Source organism: Thiobacillus sp. SCUT-2 (genome assembly GCF_035621355.1).
Lineage (GTDB): Bacteria > Pseudomonadota > Gammaproteobacteria > Burkholderiales > Thiobacillaceae > Thiobacillus > Thiobacillus sedimenti.
Genome location: NZ_CP141769.1, coordinates 1,551,967 through 1,569,445, shown reverse-complemented (window position 1 = coordinate 1,569,445; position 17,479 = coordinate 1,551,967). Strand labels below are relative to the sequence as shown.

Here is a 17,479-nt window from a genome sequence, read left to right as displayed (position 1 = left end):
GACATGATGAGTCTCTATACCCGTCGGCTCTGGCGGAACCGCATCGGCATCACGCTTTCCATGCTCGCCATGAGCGTGGGGCTGGTGGCATTGCTGTGGATCCTGTGGACGCTGTTCTCGAAGGGCTTTGCCGTGCTGAGCTGGGATCTCTTCACCCAGGACACCCCGGCACCGAGTTCGGACGGCGGCGGACTGCGCAACGCCATCGTCGGCAGCGGTCTCATCCTGCTGTTCTCGATGCTGATTTCCACGCCGGTCGGCATTCTGGCGGGCATCTATCTCGCCGAATTCGGCCGCGTGTCGAAGTTCGCGTCCCTCACCCGCTTCATGACGGACATCATGCTGTCCGCGCCGTCGATCGTCATCGGCCTCTTCGTCTACGCCCTGTTTGTCGCGACGACGGGCGGCTTCTCCGGCTGGGCGGGATCGCTGGCCCTGTCGCTGATCGCGATCCCCGTCGTGGTGCGGACCACCGAGAACATGCTGAAGCTGGTGCCGACCAGCCTCCGCGAAGCGGCCTTCGCCGTCGGTGCGCCGCGCTGGCAGGTGTCGCTGAAGGTCACGTTGCGGGCGGTCAAATCCGGTGTGGTGACCGGCGTCCTGCTGGCGATGGCGCGCATTACGGGTGAAACGGCCCCCCTGCTGTTCACCGCGCTGAACAACCAGTTCTTCAGCACAAACATGGCCAAGCCCATGGCCAACCTGCCGGTCGTGATCTACCAGTTCGCGCTGAGCCCGTTCGACAACTGGGTCAACCTGGCCTGGGGCGGGGCGCTGCTGATCGCCTTTCTGGTGCTCGCGGTCAATGTCGGCGTGCGTGTCGTCTTCCGCAACAAGGACAAACGTTAATTTCTCCGGAGCGATCTGATGTCTGAACGAACCCTGCCACCCGGCGAGAACGTCGCACTGCAAGTCCGCAACCTGGACTTCTACTACGGGGAATTCAAGGGCCTCAGCAAGGTCAATCTCGACATTGCCCACAAGAAGGTGACCGCCTTCATCGGCCCGTCGGGTTGCGGCAAATCGACATTGCTGCGCACCTTCAACCGCATGTACGACCTCTATCCGGGGCAGCGTGCCGAGGGCGAGATCCTGTTCCATGGCAAGAACCTGCTCGACAAGAGCCAGGACGTGAACCTCGTGCGAGCCAAGATCGGCATGGTGTTCCAGAAGCCGACGCCTTTCCCGATGACGATCTACGAAAACATCGCCTTCGGCGTCCGGCTCTACGAGCGCATGTCGAAGAGCGCGATGGACGACCGCGTCGAATGGGCCTTGAAGAAGGCCGCGCTGTGGGGCGAAGTGAAGGACAAGCTGAACAAGAGCGGCCTGTCGCTCTCGGGCGGCCAGCAGCAGCGCCTGTGCATCGCCCGGGCCGTGGCGGTGAAGCCGGAAATCGTCCTGCTCGACGAGCCGACCTCGGCGCTCGACCCGATTTCCACTGCCAAGGTCGAGGAGCTCATCAACGAATTGAAGAGCGACTACACCATCGCCATCGTCACGCACAACATGCAGCAGGCCGCGCGGATCTCCGACTACACGGCATTCATGTACATGGGCGAGCTGGTCGAGTTCAACGAGACCGGCACCATCTTCATGCGGCCCGCCAAGAAGCAGACCGAAGACTACATCACGGGGCGCTTCGGCTGACCGCAGCGGTTGACCGGGGCGCGCTCAGCGCTTACTATCGCGCACTTTTCTTTGGCAGACTCCCATGCGCAAGAAGCTCGTAGCCGGTAACTGGAAAATGCACGGCAGCCTCGCAGAAAATGCCGCGCTGCTGGCCGCCATCAAACCCGCCCTCGCCGGAATCGAGGCCGCCGTGTGCGTGCCGTTCCCCTATCTTGCGCAGGCGCAGGCCGCGCTTGCGGGCTCGTCGATCGCCTGGGGTGCGCAGAATCTGTCCGAGCAACCCAAGGGTGCGTTCACCGGCGAGGTGTCGGCCGCGATGCTGCTCGATTTCGGCTGCAAGTACGTCATCGTCGGGCACTCCGAGCGCCGCAGCCTGTACGGCGAGCGCGACGAGATCGTGGCGAAGAAATACATGGCGGCACAGGCGGCCGGCCTGACGCCGATCCTGTGCGTCGGCGAATCGCTGCAGGAGCGCGAATCCGGCGTGACCGAAGCCGTCGTCGCGCGCCAGCTCGACGCCGTGATCCAGGCCGCCGGCGTGGGGTCGCTGGGCAAGGCCGTGGTGGCCTACGAGCCGGTCTGGGCGATCGGCACCGGCAAGACGGCAACCCCGGAGCAGGCGCAGGCCGTGCATGCATTCATCCGTGGCAAGATCGCAGCGCTCGACGGTGCCGTCGCCGATGGCCTCGTCATTCAATACGGGGGTAGCGTAAAAGCCGCGAATGCGGCAGAATTGATGGCTCAGCCGGATATCGATGGCGGACTGATCGGCGGGGCCTCCCTGGTTGCCGACGAGTTCATCGCCATCTGCCGCGCAGCCGCTCGATAGGCATTGCCCCGCAAGCATCAACTCATGGAAACTCTGGTCTGGATCGTTCACGTTCTCGTTGCCATCGCGCTGATTGCGCTGGTGCTGCTGCAGCATGGCAAGGGGGCGGACATGGGTGCGGCATTCGGCAGCGGTTCGGCAGGCAGCCTGTTCGGGGCGAGCGGTTCGGCCAATTTCCTGAGCCGCAGCACGGCCGTGCTGGCAGGGCTGTTTTTCCTGACCAGCCTGGGACTGGCCTATTTCGGGCTCCAGCAGCACAAGCCGACGAGCGTGCTTGAGCGTGCGGCGGTGCCGGCACCTGCAGCGCAGCCTGCAGCACCGGCGCAAGTCCCGGCCCAAGGGCCGGGCTCGAAAGCGGGAGAGATCCCGAAGTAACTCTGAAGTACCCATCCGGGCGCAAGCCCAATGGCCGACGTGGTGGAATTGGTAGACACGCTATCTTGAGGGGGTAGTGACCTAGGTCGTGCGAGTTCGAGTCTCGCCGTCGGCACCATCAAATTTCCTGATTGATTCATTAGTGTTAGCTATTGAATAAGTCACTGATTAATAAGACAAAAATACCGCTTTTTCGCCTTGACAGGCGGCGCTCCGCACTAATACACTCGACTCACAATTAAACGCCTGGCACAGGCAAAGTCGGAGGCCCCGGTGCTGGAGAACTACCTCCCCATTCTGCTGTTCATTCTGGTTGGCTTGGCTTTCGGCATCGGGCCGATCGTTGCAGGGGGAATTCTGGCGCCGCATCGCCCCGACAGCGAAAAGCTCTCTCCCTACGAGTGCGGCTTCGAGGCATTCGAGGATGCGCGCATGCGGTTCGATGTGCGCTACTACCTGGTCGCCATTCTGTTCATCCTGTTCGATCTCGAGATCGCGTTCCTGTTTCCGTGGGCGATCGTGCTCGAGGAGATCGGCCTCGCGGGTTTCATCGCCATGCTCGTGTTCCTGGGCATCCTCGTCGTCGGGTTCATCTACGAGTGGATGAAGGGTGCGCTCGAGTGGGAATGACGGCATGAGCATTGAAGGTGTCCTCGAGCAGGGATTCGTCACGACCAAGGCCGATCAGCTCATCAATTACATGCGCACCGGCTCGATGTGGCCGATGACGTTCGGCCTGGCATGCTGCGCCGTCGAGATGATGCAGGCCGGTGCGTCGCGCTACGATCTCGATCGCTTCGGCATCGTGTTTCGTCCGAGCCCGCGCCAGTCGGACGTCATGATCGTTGCGGGCACGCTATGCAACAAGATGGCGCCGGCCCTGCGCAAGGTTTACGACCAGATGGCGGAGCCGCGCTGGGTGATCTCGATGGGCTCGTGCGCCAACGGCGGCGGCTATTACCATTATTCCTACTCGGTGGTGCGCGGCTGCGACCGCATCGTGCCCGTCGACATCTACGTTCCCGGCTGCCCGCCGACCGCGGAGGCCCTGCTGTTCGGCATCATCCAGCTGCAGAACAAGATCAAGCGAACCAACACCATCGCCCGCTGAACGCTCATGCCGCAGTCCGTGGAATCCCTCTTGTCGTCGCTGGAAACGCTGCTTGGCGAGGCGCTTGTCCACGCGTTCGTCCGGCTGGGCGAAGTGACGCTGGTCGTCAAGGCCGAAGCGTACGCATCGGCGATGCGCACGCTGCGCGACCATCCAGACTGCCGCTTCGAACAACTGCTCGACCTGTGCGGGATGGACTACGCCGACTATGGCGACGGTGCGTGGGAAGGGTCCCGTTTCGCGGTCGTCGTGCATCTGCTTTCGATTGCGCACAACCAGCGCGTGCGCGTGCGGGCTTTCTGCCCTGACGACGATCTGCCGGTGGTGGCGTCGGTGACGGAGCTCTGGCCCTCCGCCAACTGGTACGAGCGGGAGGCGTTCGATCTCTTCGGCATCGTGTTCGAGGGGCATCCGGACCTGCGCCGTATCCTGACCGACTACGGCTTCATCGGCCATCCGTTCCGCAAGGATTTTCCGCTGTCCGGCCACGTCGAGATGCGCTACGACCCGACGCAGCAACGCGTGATCTACCAGCCGGTGTCGATCGAGCCGCGCGAGATCACCCCGCGCATCGTGCGGGACGAAAGCTACGGGGAAGGACGCTGATGGCCGAGATCCGCAATTACACGATGAACTTCGGCCCGCAGCATCCGGCCGCGCATGGCGTGCTGCGCCTGGTGCTGGAACTCGACGGCGAGGTGATCCAGCGCGCGGACCCGCACATCGGCCTGTTGCACCGCGCGACCGAGAAGCTTGCCGAGCACAAGACCTTCATCCAGTCGGTGCCCTACATGGACCGCCTCGACTACGTGTCGATGATGGTCAACGAACATGCCTACGTGATGGCGATCGAGAAGCTGCTCGGCATCGAGGTGCCGGAGCGGGCGCAGTACATCCGCGTGATGTTCGACGAGATCACGCGCATCCTCAACCACCTGCTGTGGCTCGGCGCGCACGCACTCGACGTCGGCGCGATGACGGTCTTCCTCTACGCCTTCCGCGAGCGCGAGGACCTGATGGACTGCTACGAGGCGGTGTCGGGCGCGCGCATGCATGCGGCCTACTATCGTCCCGGTGGCGTCTACCGCGACCTGCCCGACACGATGCCGCAGTATGCGGCGCAGCACACCCGCAACGAGGCCACGCTGAAGTCGATGAACGCCAACCGCCAGGGTTCGCTGCTCGACTTCATCGAGGACTTCACCCAGCGTTTCCCGACCTACGTCGACGAGTACGAGACGCTGCTCACCGACAACCGCATCTGGAAGCAGCGCACCGTCGGTATCGGCGTCGTTTCGCCCGAGCGCGCCAAGGCGCTCGGCTTCACCGGTCCCATGCTGCGTGGTTCCGGCGTCGAATGGGACCTCAGGAAAAAGCAGCCCTACGAGGTCTACGACCGCATGGACTTCGACATACCGGTCGGCACCAACGGCGACTGCTACGACCGCTATCTGGTTCGGATCGAGGAAATGCGGCAGTCCAACCGCATCGTCAAGCAGTGCGTCGACTGGCTGCGCAGGAACTCGGGCCCAGTCATCGTCGACAATCACAAGGTGGCGCCGCCCGACCGCCTGTCGATGAAGCAGAACATGGAAGAACTGATCCACCATTTCAAGCTCTTCACCGAGGGCATGCACGTGCCGGCCGGCGAAGCCTACGCGGCGGTGGAACATCCCAAGGGCGAGTTCGGCATCTACCTGGTGTCGGATGGCGCCAACAAGCCGTATCGTCTGAAGATCCGCGCGCCGGGCTACGCTCATCTTGCCGCGCTCGACGAGATGTCGCGCGGCCACATGATCGCCGACGTCGTCGCCATCATCGGTACGCAGGACATCGTTTTCGGGGAGATCGACCGCTGATGCTGTCACAGGAATCGCTCGCGGCGATCGACGCCGAAGTCGCCAAGTATCCCGCCGGCCAGAAGCAGTCGGCCGTGATGAGCGCGCTGCGCATCGCGCAGGCCGAGCAGGGCTGGCTCAGACCCGAGCTGATCGAGTTCGTCGCCGAGTATCTCGAGATGCCGGCGATCGCCGCCTACGAGGTCGCGACCTTCTACAACATGTACGATACCCGGCCGGGTGGTCGTCACAAGATTACCGTGTGCACCAACCTGCCGTGCGTGCTGATGGGGGCGAACGAGATCGCCGAACATCTGAAGCAGAAGCTCGGCATCGGCTTCGGGGAGACCACCGAGGACGGCCGCTACACGCTGAGGGAGGGCGAGTGCATGGGCGCCTGCGGCGATGCGCCGATGTGCCTGCACAACAACCACAAGATGCATACCCATCTCACGCCCGAGAAGGTGGACGAGTTGCTGGACAAGATGGAATGAGCCTGCTGACGCCCACCCACCAGGTCTGCAGCTGGACCCAGGCGCTCGACGACCCGGCGTCGCTGGCGACCTATGTCGCGAATGGCGGCTATCAGGCACTGCGCCGCGTCGTCACCGAGCAGGTCCCGGGCGACGCCATCATCGCCGAGCTGAAGACCAGCGCCCTGCGCGGGCGCGGCGGCGCGGGCTTCCCGACCGGACTCAAGTGGAGCTTCATGCCGCGCGCCTTCCCCGGCGACAAGTACATCGTCTGCAACAGCGACGAGGGCGAGCCGGGCACGTTCAAGGACCGCGACATCCTGCGCTACAACCCGCACCAGCTGATCGAGGGCATGGCGATCGCCGGCTACGTGCTGGGCGCGAAGGTGGGCTACAACTACATCCATGGCGAGATCTTCGAGATCTACGAGGTCTTCGAGCGCGCGCTCGCGGAGGCGCGTGAGGCGGGCTACCTCGGCGACCATCTCTTCGGCACCGACTTCAGCTTCCAGCTGCACGCGCACCACGGCTATGGCGCCTACATCTGCGGCGAGGAGACCGCGCTGCTCGAATCGATCGAGGGCAAGAAGGGGCAGCCGCGCTTCAAGCCGCCTTTCCCGGCAAGCTTCGGCCTCTACGGCAAGCCGACCACGATCAACAACACCGAGACGCTGGCTTCGGTGCCCTGGATCGTGCAGCACGGTGGCCAGGCCTTCCTCGAGCTCGGCAAGCCGAACAACGGCGGGCCCAAGCTGTTCTCGGTCTCGGGCCATGTCAACAAGCCGGGCAACTACGAGGTGCCGCTCGGTACGCCATTCTCCGAACTGCTGGACATGGCGGGCGGGGTGCGCAACGGCCACAAGCTCAAGGCCGTGATTCCGGGCGGTTCGTCGGCGCCCGTGCTGCCCGGCAGCGTCATGATGGACTGCACCATGGATTTCGACTCCATCGCCAAGGCAGGTTCGATGCTCGGTTCCGGCGCGGTGATCGTGATGGACGAGACGGTGTGCATGGTGCGTGCGCTCGAGCGGCTGTCGTACTTCTACTTCGAGGAATCGTGCGGCCAGTGCACGCCGTGCCGCGAGGGAACCGGCTGGATGTACCGCATCATCCACCGGATCGAGCACGGGGAGGGCAGGCCGGAAGACCTCGAGCTGCTCAACAGCGTGGCGAGCCACATCGGCGGCCACACCATCTGCGCACTGGGCGACGCCGCGGCGATGCCGGTGCAGAGCTTTCTCAAACATTTCGGCAACGAGTTCGCGTACCACGTCGAACACAAGCGCTGCATGGTGTAACCGGATGGCGACCCTGAACATCGAAATCGACGGCAAGTCGCTCCAGGTCGAGAGCGGCAAGACCATCATGGACGCCGCCAACCAGCTCGGCATCACGATCCCGCATTTCTGCTACCACAAGAAGCTGTCCATCGCAGCCAACTGCCGCATGTGTCTCGTGCAGGTGGAGAAGGCGCCGAAGCCGCTGCCGGCCTGCGCGACGCCGGTCACCGACGGGATGAAGGTCCATACCCGCTCCGAATACGCGATCAATGCGCAGAAGGCGGTGATGGAGTTCCTGCTGATCAATCATCCGCTCGACTGTCCGATCTGCGACCAGGGCGGCGAGTGCACATTGCAGGATCTTGCCGTCGGCTACGGCGGCTCGGCGTCGCGCTATCAGGAAGTGAAGCGCGTGGTGATCGAGAAGAACCTCGGGCCGCTGATCGCGACCGACATGACGCGCTGCATCCACTGCAGCCGCTGCGTGCGCTTCGGGCAGGAGATCGCCGGCATCATGGAACTCGGCATGGCCGGGCGCGGCGAGCACACCGAGGTGATGCCCTTCCTGGAAACCCAGGTCGCGTCCGAGATCTCCGGCAACGTCATCGATCTGTGCCCGGTGGGCGCGCTGACCAGCAAGCCCTTCCGCTACACCGCGCGCAGCTGGGAACTGTCGCGGCGGCCGTCGATCAGCCCGCACGACAGCCTGGGCTCCAACCTCGAGGTCCACGTCAAGGGAAACAAGGTGATGCGCGTCGTGCCGCGCGAGAACGAGGACGTCAACGAGTGCTGGCTCGCCGATCGCGACCGCTTCTCCTACGAGGGCCTCAATACCGCCGAGCGACTCGCGCAGCCGATGGTCAAGCATGACGGCCAGTGGGTCGAGACGACGTGGCAGCAGGCACTCGAACATGTCGCCGAGCGGCTGAAGGCGATTGCCCCGGACCGGATCGGCGCGCTGTCGACGCCCTACCGCCCGGCGGAGGAGCTCTACCTGCTGCAGAAGCTGATGCGCGGCATGGGGAGCGGCAACGTCGACCATCGCCTGCGCTGGTCCGACTTCAGCCTCGACGACAAGGCGCGCGGCGGCTTCTGGCTCGGCATGCCGGTCACCTACATGTCGCGCCTGAACCGCATGCTGGTGGTCGGCTCGAACCTGCGCAAGGATCACCCGCTGATGGCGCACCGCATCCGCGAATCGGTGCGCTGGTACGGCGAGCTCAACCTGATCAACGCGGCCGAGGACGAATTTCTCGGCAAGGTGCACGCCAAGCGCATCGTCGCGCCGTCGCAGCTCGCCGCGGCGCTGGCTGGCGTGTGCGTCGCACTGGCCGAACTGAAGGCCGTGCCGGTGCCGGCGATCGCCGCGCACGGCGTCGCCGACGACATCGCGAAGAAGATGGCCGCCAGCATTTCCGGCGGCGAGACCCGCGCCGTCTTCCTCGGCAACATGGCACAGCACCATCCGACCTACGCGCAGATCCATGCGCTCGCGCAGGAAGTCGCGAAACTCGCCGGCGCGAGCTTCGGCGTGCTGGGCGAGGCGGCCAACAGCGTCGGCGCGTCGGCGGTGGGGGCGGTGCCGCATCGCGGCGCGCTCGGCCAGCCGGCGATACGCGGGCTGAACGCGCAGCAGATGCTGGCGCGGCCACTGTCGGCCTACCTGCTTCTGGGGGTGGAGGCGGAGCTCGATACGCACGACCCGGTGACCGCGATGGCGAGCATCAACGCCGCCGACTTCGTCGTGGTGATGTCGCCCTACAAGGGCAAGTCGCTCGACTACGCCGACGTGCTGCTGCCGATTGCGCCGTGGACCGAGACTTCGGGCACCTTCGTCAACACCGAAGGCCGGGTGCAGAGCTTTTCCGCCGTGGTGAAGCCGCTCGGCGAGACGCGTCCGGCCTGGAAGGTGCTGCGCGTGCTGGGCAACCTGCTGGGCCTGGCCGGCTTCGACCACAACGACTCCCAGGAAGTGCTGCGCGAGGCGCTGGGCGAGACGCCGACGGGCAGCGTGCAGGCCTTCCTCAACAACGAGGTCGACGCCACGGCGTTGACGCCGCCGCAGCCGCACGACGGCCTCGAGCGCGTCGCCGAGGTGCCGATCTACCAGACCGACGCCGTGGTCCGCCGTTCGCCGTCGCTGCAACTGACGCTGGACGCCGCGCTGCCGGTCGCGCGCATGCACAGCCGGCTGATCGCGAAGCTGGGGCTTGCGGAAAATGGCCGCGTCTCGGTGCGGCAGACCGCGTCGGCGCTGACGCTGAAGGTGCAGCGTGACGACCTCCTGCCCGACAACTGCATCCGCGTGCCGAGCGGTCATCCGCTGACGGCGGGGCTGGGGCCGATGTTCGGCCCGATCACGGCGGAGCCGGCCTGATGGAGGGCCTGGGCATGGACTGGGCCGCGATTCAGACCGTCGTCTGGACGCTGATCAAGATCATCGCACTGGTGGTGCCGCTGATGCTGGGCGTCGCCTATCTGACCTACGCCGAGCGCAAGATCATCGGCTGGATGCAGGTGCGTATCGGTCCCAATCGGGTGGGATTCCAGGGACTGCTGCAGCCGATCGCGGACGCGGTCAAGCTGCTGATGAAGGAAATCATCATCCCCTCGGGGGCCAGCCGCGGGCTGTTCATCCTTGGGCCCATCCTCGCCATTGCCCCGGCGCTGGCGGCGTGGGCGGTGATTCCCTTCACCGATACGCTGGTGCTCGCCAACATCGACGCCGGCCTGCTCTACGTGATGGCGATCACCTCGATGGGCGTCTACGGCGTCATCATCGCCGGCTGGGCCTCGAACTCGAAGTATGCCTTCCTCGGCGCCATGCGTTCGGCGGCACAGATCGTCTCCTACGAGATCGCCATGGGGTTCGCGCTGGTGGGCGTGCTGATGGCGGCCCAGTCGCTCAATCTCGTGGAGATCGTGCGGGGGCAGGCGGGCGGCTTCTGGCACTGGTATTTCATCCCGCTGTTTCCGCTGTTCCTCGTCTATCTCATCGCCGGGGTGGCCGAGACCAACCGCGCGCCGTTCGACGTTGCGGAAGGGGAATCGGAGATCGTCGCCGGTTTCCACGTCGAGTATTCGGGCATGGCGTTCGCGGTGTTCTTCCTCGCGGAGTACGCCAACATGATCCTGGTGTCCGCGCTTGCCACCCTGATGTTCCTCGGCGGCTGGCTGTCGCCGTTGCCCTTCCTGCCCGACGGCATCGTCTGGTGGCTGCTCAAGACCGGCTTCGTGCTGTTCCTGTTCCTGTGGTTCCGCGCCACCTTCCCGCGCTATCGCTATGACCAGATCATGCGCCTGGGCTGGAAGGTGTTCATCCCCATCACCCTCGTCTGGATCGTATTCATCGGCGCGATGATGCAGACGTCGTACGGGCATCTCTTCCACTGAACGCGCCATGAAACGGATCACCCAGTTCTTCGGCAGCCTGCTTCTGGTCGAACTCGTGCGCGGCATGATGCTGACCGGCCGCCACCTGTTCGCGCGCAAGATCACCGTGCAGTTTCCCGAGGAAAAAACCCCGCAGAGCCCGCGTTTCCGCGGCCTGCATGCGCTGCGTCGCTATCCCAACGGCGAGGAGCGCTGCATCGCCTGCAAGCTGTGCGAGGCAGTGTGCCCGGCGCTCGCGATCACGATCGAGTCCGAACAGCGCGTCGACGGCACGCGGCGGACGACCCGGTACGACATCGATCTGACCAAATGCATCTTCTGCGGATTCTGCGAGGAATCGTGTCCGGTCGACTCGATCGTCGAGACGCGCATCCTCGAATACCACGGCGAGAAGCGGGGCGATCTCTATTACACCAAGCCCATGCTGCTGGCGATCGGGGATCGCTATGAAGAGCAGATCGCAAAGGATCGGGCGCAGGATGCGAAGTATCGGTGATGGCCGTTAGGGGCCAGGGATGGCGCGCGATGCGCGCTTCATGTTGAAACGACGAACACGAATGAAACGGGAGGTAGGCGAGCGGATGATTTCGAGCATGGGCGCGGAAGCTGGATTCACGCCCCGTGCCCCTCATTCCTAGCCCCTGACCCCTATGTATACGACCGCGATCTTCTACCTATTCTCCGCCATCCTGATCTTCGCCGGATTGCGCGTCATCACCGCGCGCAACCCGGTGCACGCCGCGCTCTATCTGGTGCTCGCCTTCTTCACCGCGGCGGCCCTCTGGATGCTGCTCGAGGCCGAGTTCCTCGCGATCACGCTGGTACTGGTCTATGTAGGCGCGGTGATGGTGCTGTTCCTCTTCGTGGTGATGATGCTCGACATCAATCTGGAGAAACTGCGGGAGGGATTCTGGGACTACCTGCCGCTCGCCGGCTTCGTCGCCGTCCTGCTCGTGATCGAAATGGCCCTGATCCTTGGCAGGCGCCATTTCGGGCTCGAGGTGATCGGCGCGCCGTCGCCGCATCCGGCCGGTTACAGCAACACCAAGGAACTCGGGCGGGTGCTGTACACCGAATACGCCTATGCGTTCGAACTGGCGGCCGTCATCCTGCTCGTGGCCATTGTCGCGGCGATCGCGCTGACCTTGCGGCGCCGCAAGGACAGCAAGTATCTCGATCCGGCGCAGCAGGTGAAGGTCTCGCGCAACGAGCGCCTGCGCATCGTCAAGATGCCGGCCGAAAAGGGGCCGGCGGCCAGCGTTCCGGATTCCGGGGAGGAGGGTGCATGATCTCGCTGTCGCATTACCTGATCCTGGGCGGCATCCTGTTCGCCATCAGCGTCCTGGGAATTTTCCTCAACCGCAAGAACGTGATCATCCTCCTGATGGCGATCGAACTGATGCTGCTCGCGGTCGACATGAACTTCGTGGCGTTCTCGCATTACCTGGCCGACATCCACGGCCAGATCTTCGTCTTCTTCATCCTGACCGTCGCCGCGGCGGAGTCGGCAATCGGCCTGGCGATCCTCGTGGTGCTGTTCCGCAACCTGCGCACGATCAACGTCGATGACCTCGACCATCTGAAAGGCTGACGCATGGACATGCAGACGCTCTATCTCGTCGTGCCTCTGGCGCCCCTGGCCGGCGCCATCGTCGCGGGCCTGCTCGGACGGCTGGTCGGCCGCACCGGCGCCCACCTCGTCACCATCGCCGGCGTGGCGGCGGCGTTCGTCGCATCGGTCCTCGTCTTCCAGGACGTGCTCGCGGGCCACACGTTCAACGGCACCGTCTATACGTGGATGGCGCTGGGCAAGCTGCATTTCGAGGTCGGCTTCCTGATCGACGCGCTGACCGCGATGATGATGCTGGTCGTGACCTTCGTCTCGCTGATGGTGCATGTGTACACGATCGGCTACATGCACGACGATCCGGGCTACCAGCGCTTCTTTTCCTACATCTCGCTGTTCACCTTCTCGATGCTGATGCTGGTGATGAGCAACAACTTCCTGCAGCTGTTCTTCGGGTGGGAGGCGGTCGGGCTCGTCTCCTACCTGCTGATCGGCTTCTGGTACACCAAGGAAAGCGCGATCTACGCGAACCTGAAGGCCTTCCTCGTCAACCGCGTCGGCGATTTCGGCTTCATCCTCGGCATCGGCCTCGTGCTCGCGTATTTCGGCTCGCTCGACTACGCGACCGTGTTCGCCAAGGCACCCGCGCTCGCCGGCGAAACCATCACGATTTTGCCGGGCTCGCCGTGGAGCCTGATGACGGTGATCGCCCTGCTGTTGTTCGTCGGCGCGATGGGCAAGTCCGCGCAGTTCCCGCTGCACGTCTGGCTGCCCGACTCGATGGAAGGTCCGACGCCGATCTCCGCGCTGATCCACGCCGCGACCATGGTGACGGCCGGCATCTTCATGGTGGCGCGCATGTCGCCCCTGTACGAGCTTTCGGACACCGCGCTCAGCGTCGTCATGGTGATCGGCGCGATCACCGCGCTGTTCATGGGCTTCCTCGGCATGGTGCAGAACGACATCAAGCGGGTGGTGGCCTATTCGACCCTGTCGCAGCTCGGCTACATGACCGTGGCACTGGGCGCGTCGGCCTATTCGGTCGCGGTGTTCCACCTGATGACGCACGCCTTCTTCAAGGCGCTGCTGTTTCTCGCCGCCGGCTCCGTCATCATCGCGATGCACCACAACCAGGACATCCGCTACATGGGCGGCCTGAGGAAATACATGCCGATCACCTGGATCACCTCGCTGATCGGCTCGCTCGCGCTGATCGGCACGCCCTTCCTGTCGGGCTTCTATTCCAAGGAGAACATCATCGAGGCGGCGAAGCTGTCGCACCTGCCGGGGGCGGGCTTCGCGTATTTCGCCGTGCTCGCCGGCGTGTTCGTCACGGCGTTCTATTCCTTCCGGATGTACTTCCTGGTGTTCCACGGCAAGGAGCGCTTCCGCCAGGGTCACGCGCACGGCAACGAGCCGGACGACCATCATGGCCATGGTGCGGCGCCGCAGGAGACGCCGTGGGTCGTCACCGGACCCTTGCTGGCGCTGGCCCTGCCGTCGCTGGCGATCGGCTACATGACCGTCGAGCCCATGCTGTTCGGCGATTTCTTCGGCAAGGCGATCTACGTCGCCGACCGCCATCCCGTCATGACGGAGCTCAACCGGGATTTCGGCGGCGCGATGGCGATGGGCCTGCATGCCCTGACGACGCTGCCTTTCTGGCTGGCTGCCGCGGGCGTCGGACTGGCGGCGTTCTTCTATCTGCGGCGCCCCGACATTCCCGCGGCGCTGGCGCAGCGCTTCCGCTTCATCTACCGCTTGCTGGTGAACAAGTACTGGTTCGACGAACTCTACAGCTGGCTCTTCGCCGGCGGTGCACGCATGCTCGGAAGCGGGTTGTGGCGGCACGGCGACCAGGGCGTGATCGACGGCTGGATCGTCAATGGCTCGGCGCGGCTTGTCGAACGGTTTTCCCGGCTGGTCAAGGCCTTCCAGTCGGGTTACATCTATCACTACGCCTTCGCCATGCTGATCGGGGTGTTTGCCCTGGTGACCTGGTTCGCGCGGCTCAACTAGAACGACAACCATGTTCGGACAGGCTCTCCTTTCCCTCGTCATCTGGATCCCGATCGTGGCCGGTGCCATCGTTCTGGCCACCGGCTCCGACCGCAACGCCGCGCTGGCACGCTGGCTGGCCCTCGCCGGTTCGCTGCTTGGCCTGATCGTCGCCATCCCGCTCGCGACCGGCTTCGATACGGGTACCGCCGCCATGCAGTTCGTCGAGCAGCGCGCATGGATTCCCGCATTCAACGTGTCCTACCACCTGGGCGTCGACGGCATCTCGATGCCCCTGATCCTGCTCAACAGCTTCGTCACCGTGCTCGTGGTGATCGCGGGCTGGGAAGTGATCCAGGACAAGGTCGCGCAGTACATGGCCGCCTTCCTCATCATGTCGGGACTCATTAACGGCGCGTTCGCCGCGCTCGATGGCATCCTGTTCTATGTCTTCTTCGAGGGCATGCTGATCCCGCTGTACCTGATCGTCGGCATCTGGGGCGGGCCGAACCGGGTGTATGCCGCGTTCAAGTTCTTCCTCTACACGCTGCTCGGTTCGCTGTTGATGCTGGTGTCGTTCATCTACCTCTACTACCAGTCGGGCGGCAGCTTCGACATCCAGACCTGGCACCGGACGACGCTCGGCATGACCGCGCAGACGCTGATGTTCTTCGCCTTCCTGCTGGCCTTCGGCGTCAAGGTGCCGATGTGGCCGGTGCATACCTGGCTGCCGGATGCCCACGTCGAGGCGCCGACGGGCGGCTCGGTCGTGCTGGCGGCGATCACCCTGAAAGTCGGCGCCTACGGCTTCCTGCGCTTCATCCTGCCGATCGTGCCGGACGCCGCGCACGAACTCGCCTGGCTGGTGATCGCCCTGTCGCTGATCGCGGTGGCCTATATCGGCCTCGTCGCGCTGGTGCAGGCGGACATGAAGAAGCTCATCGCCTATTCGTCGATCGCCCACATGGGCTTCGTCACCCTCGGCTTCTTCCTGTTCAACCCGCTCGGCTGGGAGGGCGGACTGGTGCAGATGATCTCGCACGGCTTCGTCTCCGCGGCGCTGTTCCTCTGCATCGGCGTCATGTACGACCGTCTGCATTCCCGCCAGATCAAGGACTACGGCGGACTCGTCAACAGGATGCCGGTGTTCGCCGCGTTCTTCATGCTGTTCGCGATGGCCAACTCGGGCCTGCCCGCGACCAGCGGCTTCGTCGGCGAATTCATGGTCATCATGGCCTCGACCCAGGTGAACTTCTGGTTCGCGTTCGTCGCCGCCACCTCGCTGATCACCGGCGCGGCATACACCCTGTGGATGTACAAGCGCGTCGTGTTCGGAGCCGTCGCGAGCCCTCGCGTCGAGGAGATGAAGGACGTGAACGCCCGGGAAATCCTGCTGCTCGCGACGCTGGCGCTGTGCGTGCTGGCCATGGGCCTTTATCCCAAGCCGTTCACCGACGTGATGCACGCGTCGGTCGTCGACCTGCTGGCGCACGTCGCCCAGAGCAAACTGCCTTAAGGTTCCCAGATGCGCCACGCCATCCTGCAATTCGCTCCGGCCTTTCCCGAGATTTTCGTGCTGGCCATGGTTTCGCTGATCCTGGTGGTCGACGCCGCGGTCGATGACACCAAGCGCTATCTCGCCTATGCGGTCTCGCTTGCCACCCTCGCTGGGGCGGCGTTTCTGACCGTGCTCCGCTTCTCGTCATTCCCGGTGCTCGGATTAGATGGCCTGGTCATCGACGATCCCCTGGCGGGTGTGCTGAACCTCTTCCTTTACCTGACCGTAGCAATGGCCCTGGTGTATTCGCGCGAGTACCTGCGCGCCCGGGGACTTTACCGCGGCGAGTTCTTCGCGCTCGTTCTGTTTGCCCTGCTCGGCATGATGGTGATGGTGTCGGCCGGACACTTCCTCACCCTGTATCTGGGCCTCGAACTCCTCTCGCTCTCCCTCTATGCCATGGTGGCGCTGCAGCGCGACTCGAGCGTGGCGACCGAGGCGGCGATGAAGTATTTCGTGCTTGGCGCGCTCGCCTCGGGCATGCTGCTTTACGGCATGTCGATGGTCTACGGCGTCACCGGGTCGCTCGGCCTCGGGGATATCGCGATCGCGCTGCAGGACGGCACGGACCTGCGCATCCCGCTCGTGTTCGGCATCGTCTTCATCATTGCGGGACTTGCCTTCAAGCTCGGCGCGGTCCCGTTCCACATGTGGGTGCCCGATGTCTATCACGGCGCCCCGACCGCCATGACGCTGTTCATCGGATCGGCTCCCAAGATCGCCGCCTTCGCTTTCGTCGTGCGTATCCTCGGGCAGGGGCTGGAATCGCAGGTGGCGGACTGGCGCGACATGCTGGTGATCCTGGCCGTCCTGTCGATGGCGGTCGGCAACATCGCGGCCATCGCGCAGACCAACCTCAAGCGTATGCTGGCCTACTCGACCATCTCGCACATGGGTTTCATGCTGCTCGGCATCCTGTCCGGCTCGCAGAGCGGGTACAGCGGCGCGATGTTCTACGTGCTTTCGTACACCTTGATGACGCTGGGCGGATTCGGCATGATCCTGCTGCTGTCGCGGGCCGGGTTCGAGGCGGACCGCCTCGAGGACTTCAAGGGGCTCAACCGCCGCAGCCCGTGGCTGGCCTTCATGATGCTGCTGCTGATGTTCTCGATGGCGGGGGTGCCGCCTACGGTCGGCTTCTACGCCAAGCTTACCGTGCTGCAGGCCGTCGTGGCCATCGACTACGTGTGGCTTGCGGTCGCCGCGGTGCTGTTCTCCCTGATCGGCGCGTTCTATTATCTGCGCGTCGTCAAACTGATGTATTTCGATGCGCCGCTCGACACCTCGCCCATCGTCGCGAGCCCCGATGCGCGTATCATGATGTCCGCGAACGGACTGGCGATTCTCGCGCTGGGAATCCTGCCGCAGCCCTTGATGGCCGTGTGCATCCACGCCGTCGGCGCATCCTTCTGACCCGGGATTTGT

At 64.3% G+C, this 17,479-nt stretch carries 18 protein-coding genes and 1 tRNA gene; all 19 read left to right on the top strand.

What is annotated here, in order from left to right; genetic code table 11:
- Window positions 1–3: 3 nt before the first annotated feature.
- The 19 genes from pstA (at window position 4) to nuoN (ending at window position 17,467) form a co-directional block, all read left to right on the top strand.
- Window positions 4–849, top strand: coding sequence for a phosphate ABC transporter permease PstA (gene pstA, locus VA613_RS07665; RefSeq protein ID WP_324778512.1), 846 nt, complete (start codon window positions 4–6; stop codon window positions 847–849).
- Window positions 850–867: 18 nt separating this feature from the next.
- The gene (gene pstB, locus VA613_RS07660; protein WP_324778511.1) at window positions 868–1,650 is read left to right on the top strand and encodes a phosphate ABC transporter ATP-binding protein PstB; all 783 of its coding nucleotides are present in this window, start codon (window positions 868–870) and stop codon (window positions 1,648–1,650) included.
- A gap of 64 nt (window positions 1,651–1,714) precedes the next feature.
- On the top strand, window positions 1,715–2,461 hold the full coding sequence (tpiA, locus tag VA613_RS07655) for a triose-phosphate isomerase (RefSeq protein ID WP_324778510.1): 747 nt from the start codon (window positions 1,715–1,717) through the stop codon (window positions 2,459–2,461).
- A 24-nt stretch (window positions 2,462–2,485) separates the two neighbouring features.
- Window positions 2,486–2,836 (top strand): preprotein translocase subunit SecG, encoded by a 351-nt coding sequence (gene secG / locus VA613_RS07650; protein WP_324778509.1) that lies wholly within the window; start codon window positions 2,486–2,488, stop codon window positions 2,834–2,836.
- A 33-nt stretch (window positions 2,837–2,869) separates the two neighbouring features.
- A tRNA-Leu gene (locus VA613_RS07645) sits at window positions 2,870–2,954 on the top strand.
- Window positions 2,955–3,109: 155 nt separating this feature from the next.
- Complete coding sequence (locus tag VA613_RS07640; protein ID WP_324778508.1) at window positions 3,110–3,466, top strand: NADH-quinone oxidoreductase subunit A; 357 nt, start codon at window positions 3,110–3,112, stop codon at window positions 3,464–3,466.
- A gap of 4 nt (window positions 3,467–3,470) precedes the next feature.
- The gene (locus VA613_RS07635) at window positions 3,471–3,947 is read left to right on the top strand and encodes a NuoB/complex I 20 kDa subunit family protein (RefSeq protein WP_324778507.1); all 477 of its coding nucleotides are present in this window, start codon (window positions 3,471–3,473) and stop codon (window positions 3,945–3,947) included.
- Between the two features lie 6 nt (window positions 3,948–3,953).
- Window positions 3,954–4,553 carry an NADH-quinone oxidoreductase subunit C gene (locus tag VA613_RS07630; RefSeq protein WP_324778506.1) on the top strand — a complete coding sequence of 200 codons (600 nt, stop codon included), beginning with the start codon at window positions 3,954–3,956 and terminating at the stop codon, window positions 4,551–4,553.
- Window positions 4,553–5,806 (top strand): NADH-quinone oxidoreductase subunit D, encoded by a 1,254-nt coding sequence (locus VA613_RS07625; RefSeq protein WP_324778505.1) that lies wholly within the window; start codon window positions 4,553–4,555, stop codon window positions 5,804–5,806. The genes VA613_RS07630 and VA613_RS07625 overlap by 1 nt, the downstream gene beginning before the upstream one ends.
- Window positions 5,806–6,279, top strand: coding sequence for an NADH-quinone oxidoreductase subunit NuoE (gene nuoE / locus VA613_RS07620; RefSeq protein ID WP_324778504.1), 474 nt, complete (start codon window positions 5,806–5,808; stop codon window positions 6,277–6,279). The genes VA613_RS07625 and nuoE overlap by 1 nt, the downstream gene beginning before the upstream one ends.
- Window positions 6,276–7,556: an NADH-quinone oxidoreductase subunit NuoF gene (gene nuoF, locus VA613_RS07615; RefSeq protein WP_324778503.1), complete on the top strand. Its 1,281-nt coding sequence runs from the start codon at window positions 6,276–6,278 to the stop codon at window positions 7,554–7,556. Before nuoE ends, nuoF begins: the two co-directional genes overlap by 4 nt.
- A gap of 4 nt (window positions 7,557–7,560) precedes the next feature.
- Complete coding sequence (gene nuoG, locus VA613_RS07610) at window positions 7,561–9,915, top strand: NADH-quinone oxidoreductase subunit NuoG (protein WP_324778502.1); 2,355 nt, start codon at window positions 7,561–7,563, stop codon at window positions 9,913–9,915.
- A gap of 14 nt (window positions 9,916–9,929) precedes the next feature.
- Entirely contained in the window at window positions 9,930–10,931 is a 1,002-nt protein-coding gene (gene nuoH, locus VA613_RS07605; protein ID WP_324778501.1) for an NADH-quinone oxidoreductase subunit NuoH, read from the top strand.
- A gap of 7 nt (window positions 10,932–10,938) precedes the next feature.
- Complete coding sequence (gene nuoI / locus VA613_RS07600; protein WP_324778500.1) at window positions 10,939–11,427, top strand: NADH-quinone oxidoreductase subunit NuoI; 489 nt, start codon at window positions 10,939–10,941, stop codon at window positions 11,425–11,427.
- Window positions 11,428–11,581: 154 nt separating this feature from the next.
- Window positions 11,582–12,220 (top strand): NADH-quinone oxidoreductase subunit J, encoded by a 639-nt coding sequence (locus tag VA613_RS07595; RefSeq protein ID WP_324778499.1) that lies wholly within the window; start codon window positions 11,582–11,584, stop codon window positions 12,218–12,220.
- Complete coding sequence (nuoK, locus tag VA613_RS07590) at window positions 12,217–12,522, top strand: NADH-quinone oxidoreductase subunit NuoK (RefSeq protein WP_324778498.1); 306 nt, start codon at window positions 12,217–12,219, stop codon at window positions 12,520–12,522. The genes VA613_RS07595 and nuoK overlap by 4 nt, the downstream gene beginning before the upstream one ends.
- A gap of 3 nt (window positions 12,523–12,525) precedes the next feature.
- Window positions 12,526–14,517, top strand: a complete 1,992-nt coding sequence (gene nuoL, locus VA613_RS07585; RefSeq protein ID WP_324778497.1) for an NADH-quinone oxidoreductase subunit L — start codon at window positions 12,526–12,528, stop codon at window positions 14,515–14,517.
- A gap of 10 nt (window positions 14,518–14,527) precedes the next feature.
- Window positions 14,528–16,012, top strand: coding sequence for an NADH-quinone oxidoreductase subunit M (locus tag VA613_RS07580; RefSeq protein ID WP_324778496.1), 1,485 nt, complete (start codon window positions 14,528–14,530; stop codon window positions 16,010–16,012).
- A 9-nt stretch (window positions 16,013–16,021) separates the two neighbouring features.
- Window positions 16,022–17,467, top strand: coding sequence for an NADH-quinone oxidoreductase subunit NuoN (nuoN, locus tag VA613_RS07575; RefSeq protein WP_324778495.1), 1,446 nt, complete (start codon window positions 16,022–16,024; stop codon window positions 17,465–17,467).
- Window positions 17,468–17,479: the final 12 nt, after the last annotated feature.

Bases quoted from the DNA above. Each gene is read 5' to 3' on its own strand.
- pstA (WP_324778512.1), top strand. From the start codon at position 4: ATGATGAGTCTCTATACCCGTCGGCTCTGGCGGAACCGCATCGGCATC.
- VA613_RS07580 (WP_324778496.1), top strand. From the start codon at position 14,528: ATGTTCGGACAGGCTCTCCTTTCCCTCGTCATCTGGATCCCGATCGTG.
- nuoH (WP_324778501.1), top strand. From the start codon at position 9,930: ATGGACTGGGCCGCGATTCAGACCGTCGTCTGGACGCTGATCAAGATC.
- VA613_RS07595 (WP_324778499.1), top strand. From the start codon at position 11,582: ATGTATACGACCGCGATCTTCTACCTATTCTCCGCCATCCTGATCTTC.
- nuoG (WP_324778502.1), top strand. From the start codon at position 7,561: ATGGCGACCCTGAACATCGAAATCGACGGCAAGTCGCTCCAGGTCGAG.
- VA613_RS07625 (WP_324778505.1), top strand. From the start codon at position 4,553: ATGGCCGAGATCCGCAATTACACGATGAACTTCGGCCCGCAGCATCCG.
- nuoN (WP_324778495.1), top strand. From the start codon at position 16,022: ATGCGCCACGCCATCCTGCAATTCGCTCCGGCCTTTCCCGAGATTTTC.
- pstB (WP_324778511.1), top strand. From the start codon at position 868: ATGTCTGAACGAACCCTGCCACCCGGCGAGAACGTCGCACTGCAAGTC.
- nuoL (WP_324778497.1), top strand. From the start codon at position 12,526: ATGGACATGCAGACGCTCTATCTCGTCGTGCCTCTGGCGCCCCTGGCC.
- nuoE (WP_324778504.1), top strand. From the start codon at position 5,806: ATGCTGTCACAGGAATCGCTCGCGGCGATCGACGCCGAAGTCGCCAAG.
- nuoI (WP_324778500.1), top strand. From the start codon at position 10,939: ATGAAACGGATCACCCAGTTCTTCGGCAGCCTGCTTCTGGTCGAACTC.
- nuoK (WP_324778498.1), top strand. From the start codon at position 12,217: ATGATCTCGCTGTCGCATTACCTGATCCTGGGCGGCATCCTGTTCGCC.
- nuoF (WP_324778503.1), top strand. From the start codon at position 6,276: ATGAGCCTGCTGACGCCCACCCACCAGGTCTGCAGCTGGACCCAGGCG.
- secG (WP_324778509.1), top strand. From the start codon at position 2,486: ATGGAAACTCTGGTCTGGATCGTTCACGTTCTCGTTGCCATCGCGCTG.
- tpiA (WP_324778510.1), top strand. From the start codon at position 1,715: ATGCGCAAGAAGCTCGTAGCCGGTAACTGGAAAATGCACGGCAGCCTC.
- VA613_RS07635 (WP_324778507.1), top strand. From the start codon at position 3,471: ATGAGCATTGAAGGTGTCCTCGAGCAGGGATTCGTCACGACCAAGGCC.
- VA613_RS07630 (WP_324778506.1), top strand. From the start codon at position 3,954: ATGCCGCAGTCCGTGGAATCCCTCTTGTCGTCGCTGGAAACGCTGCTT.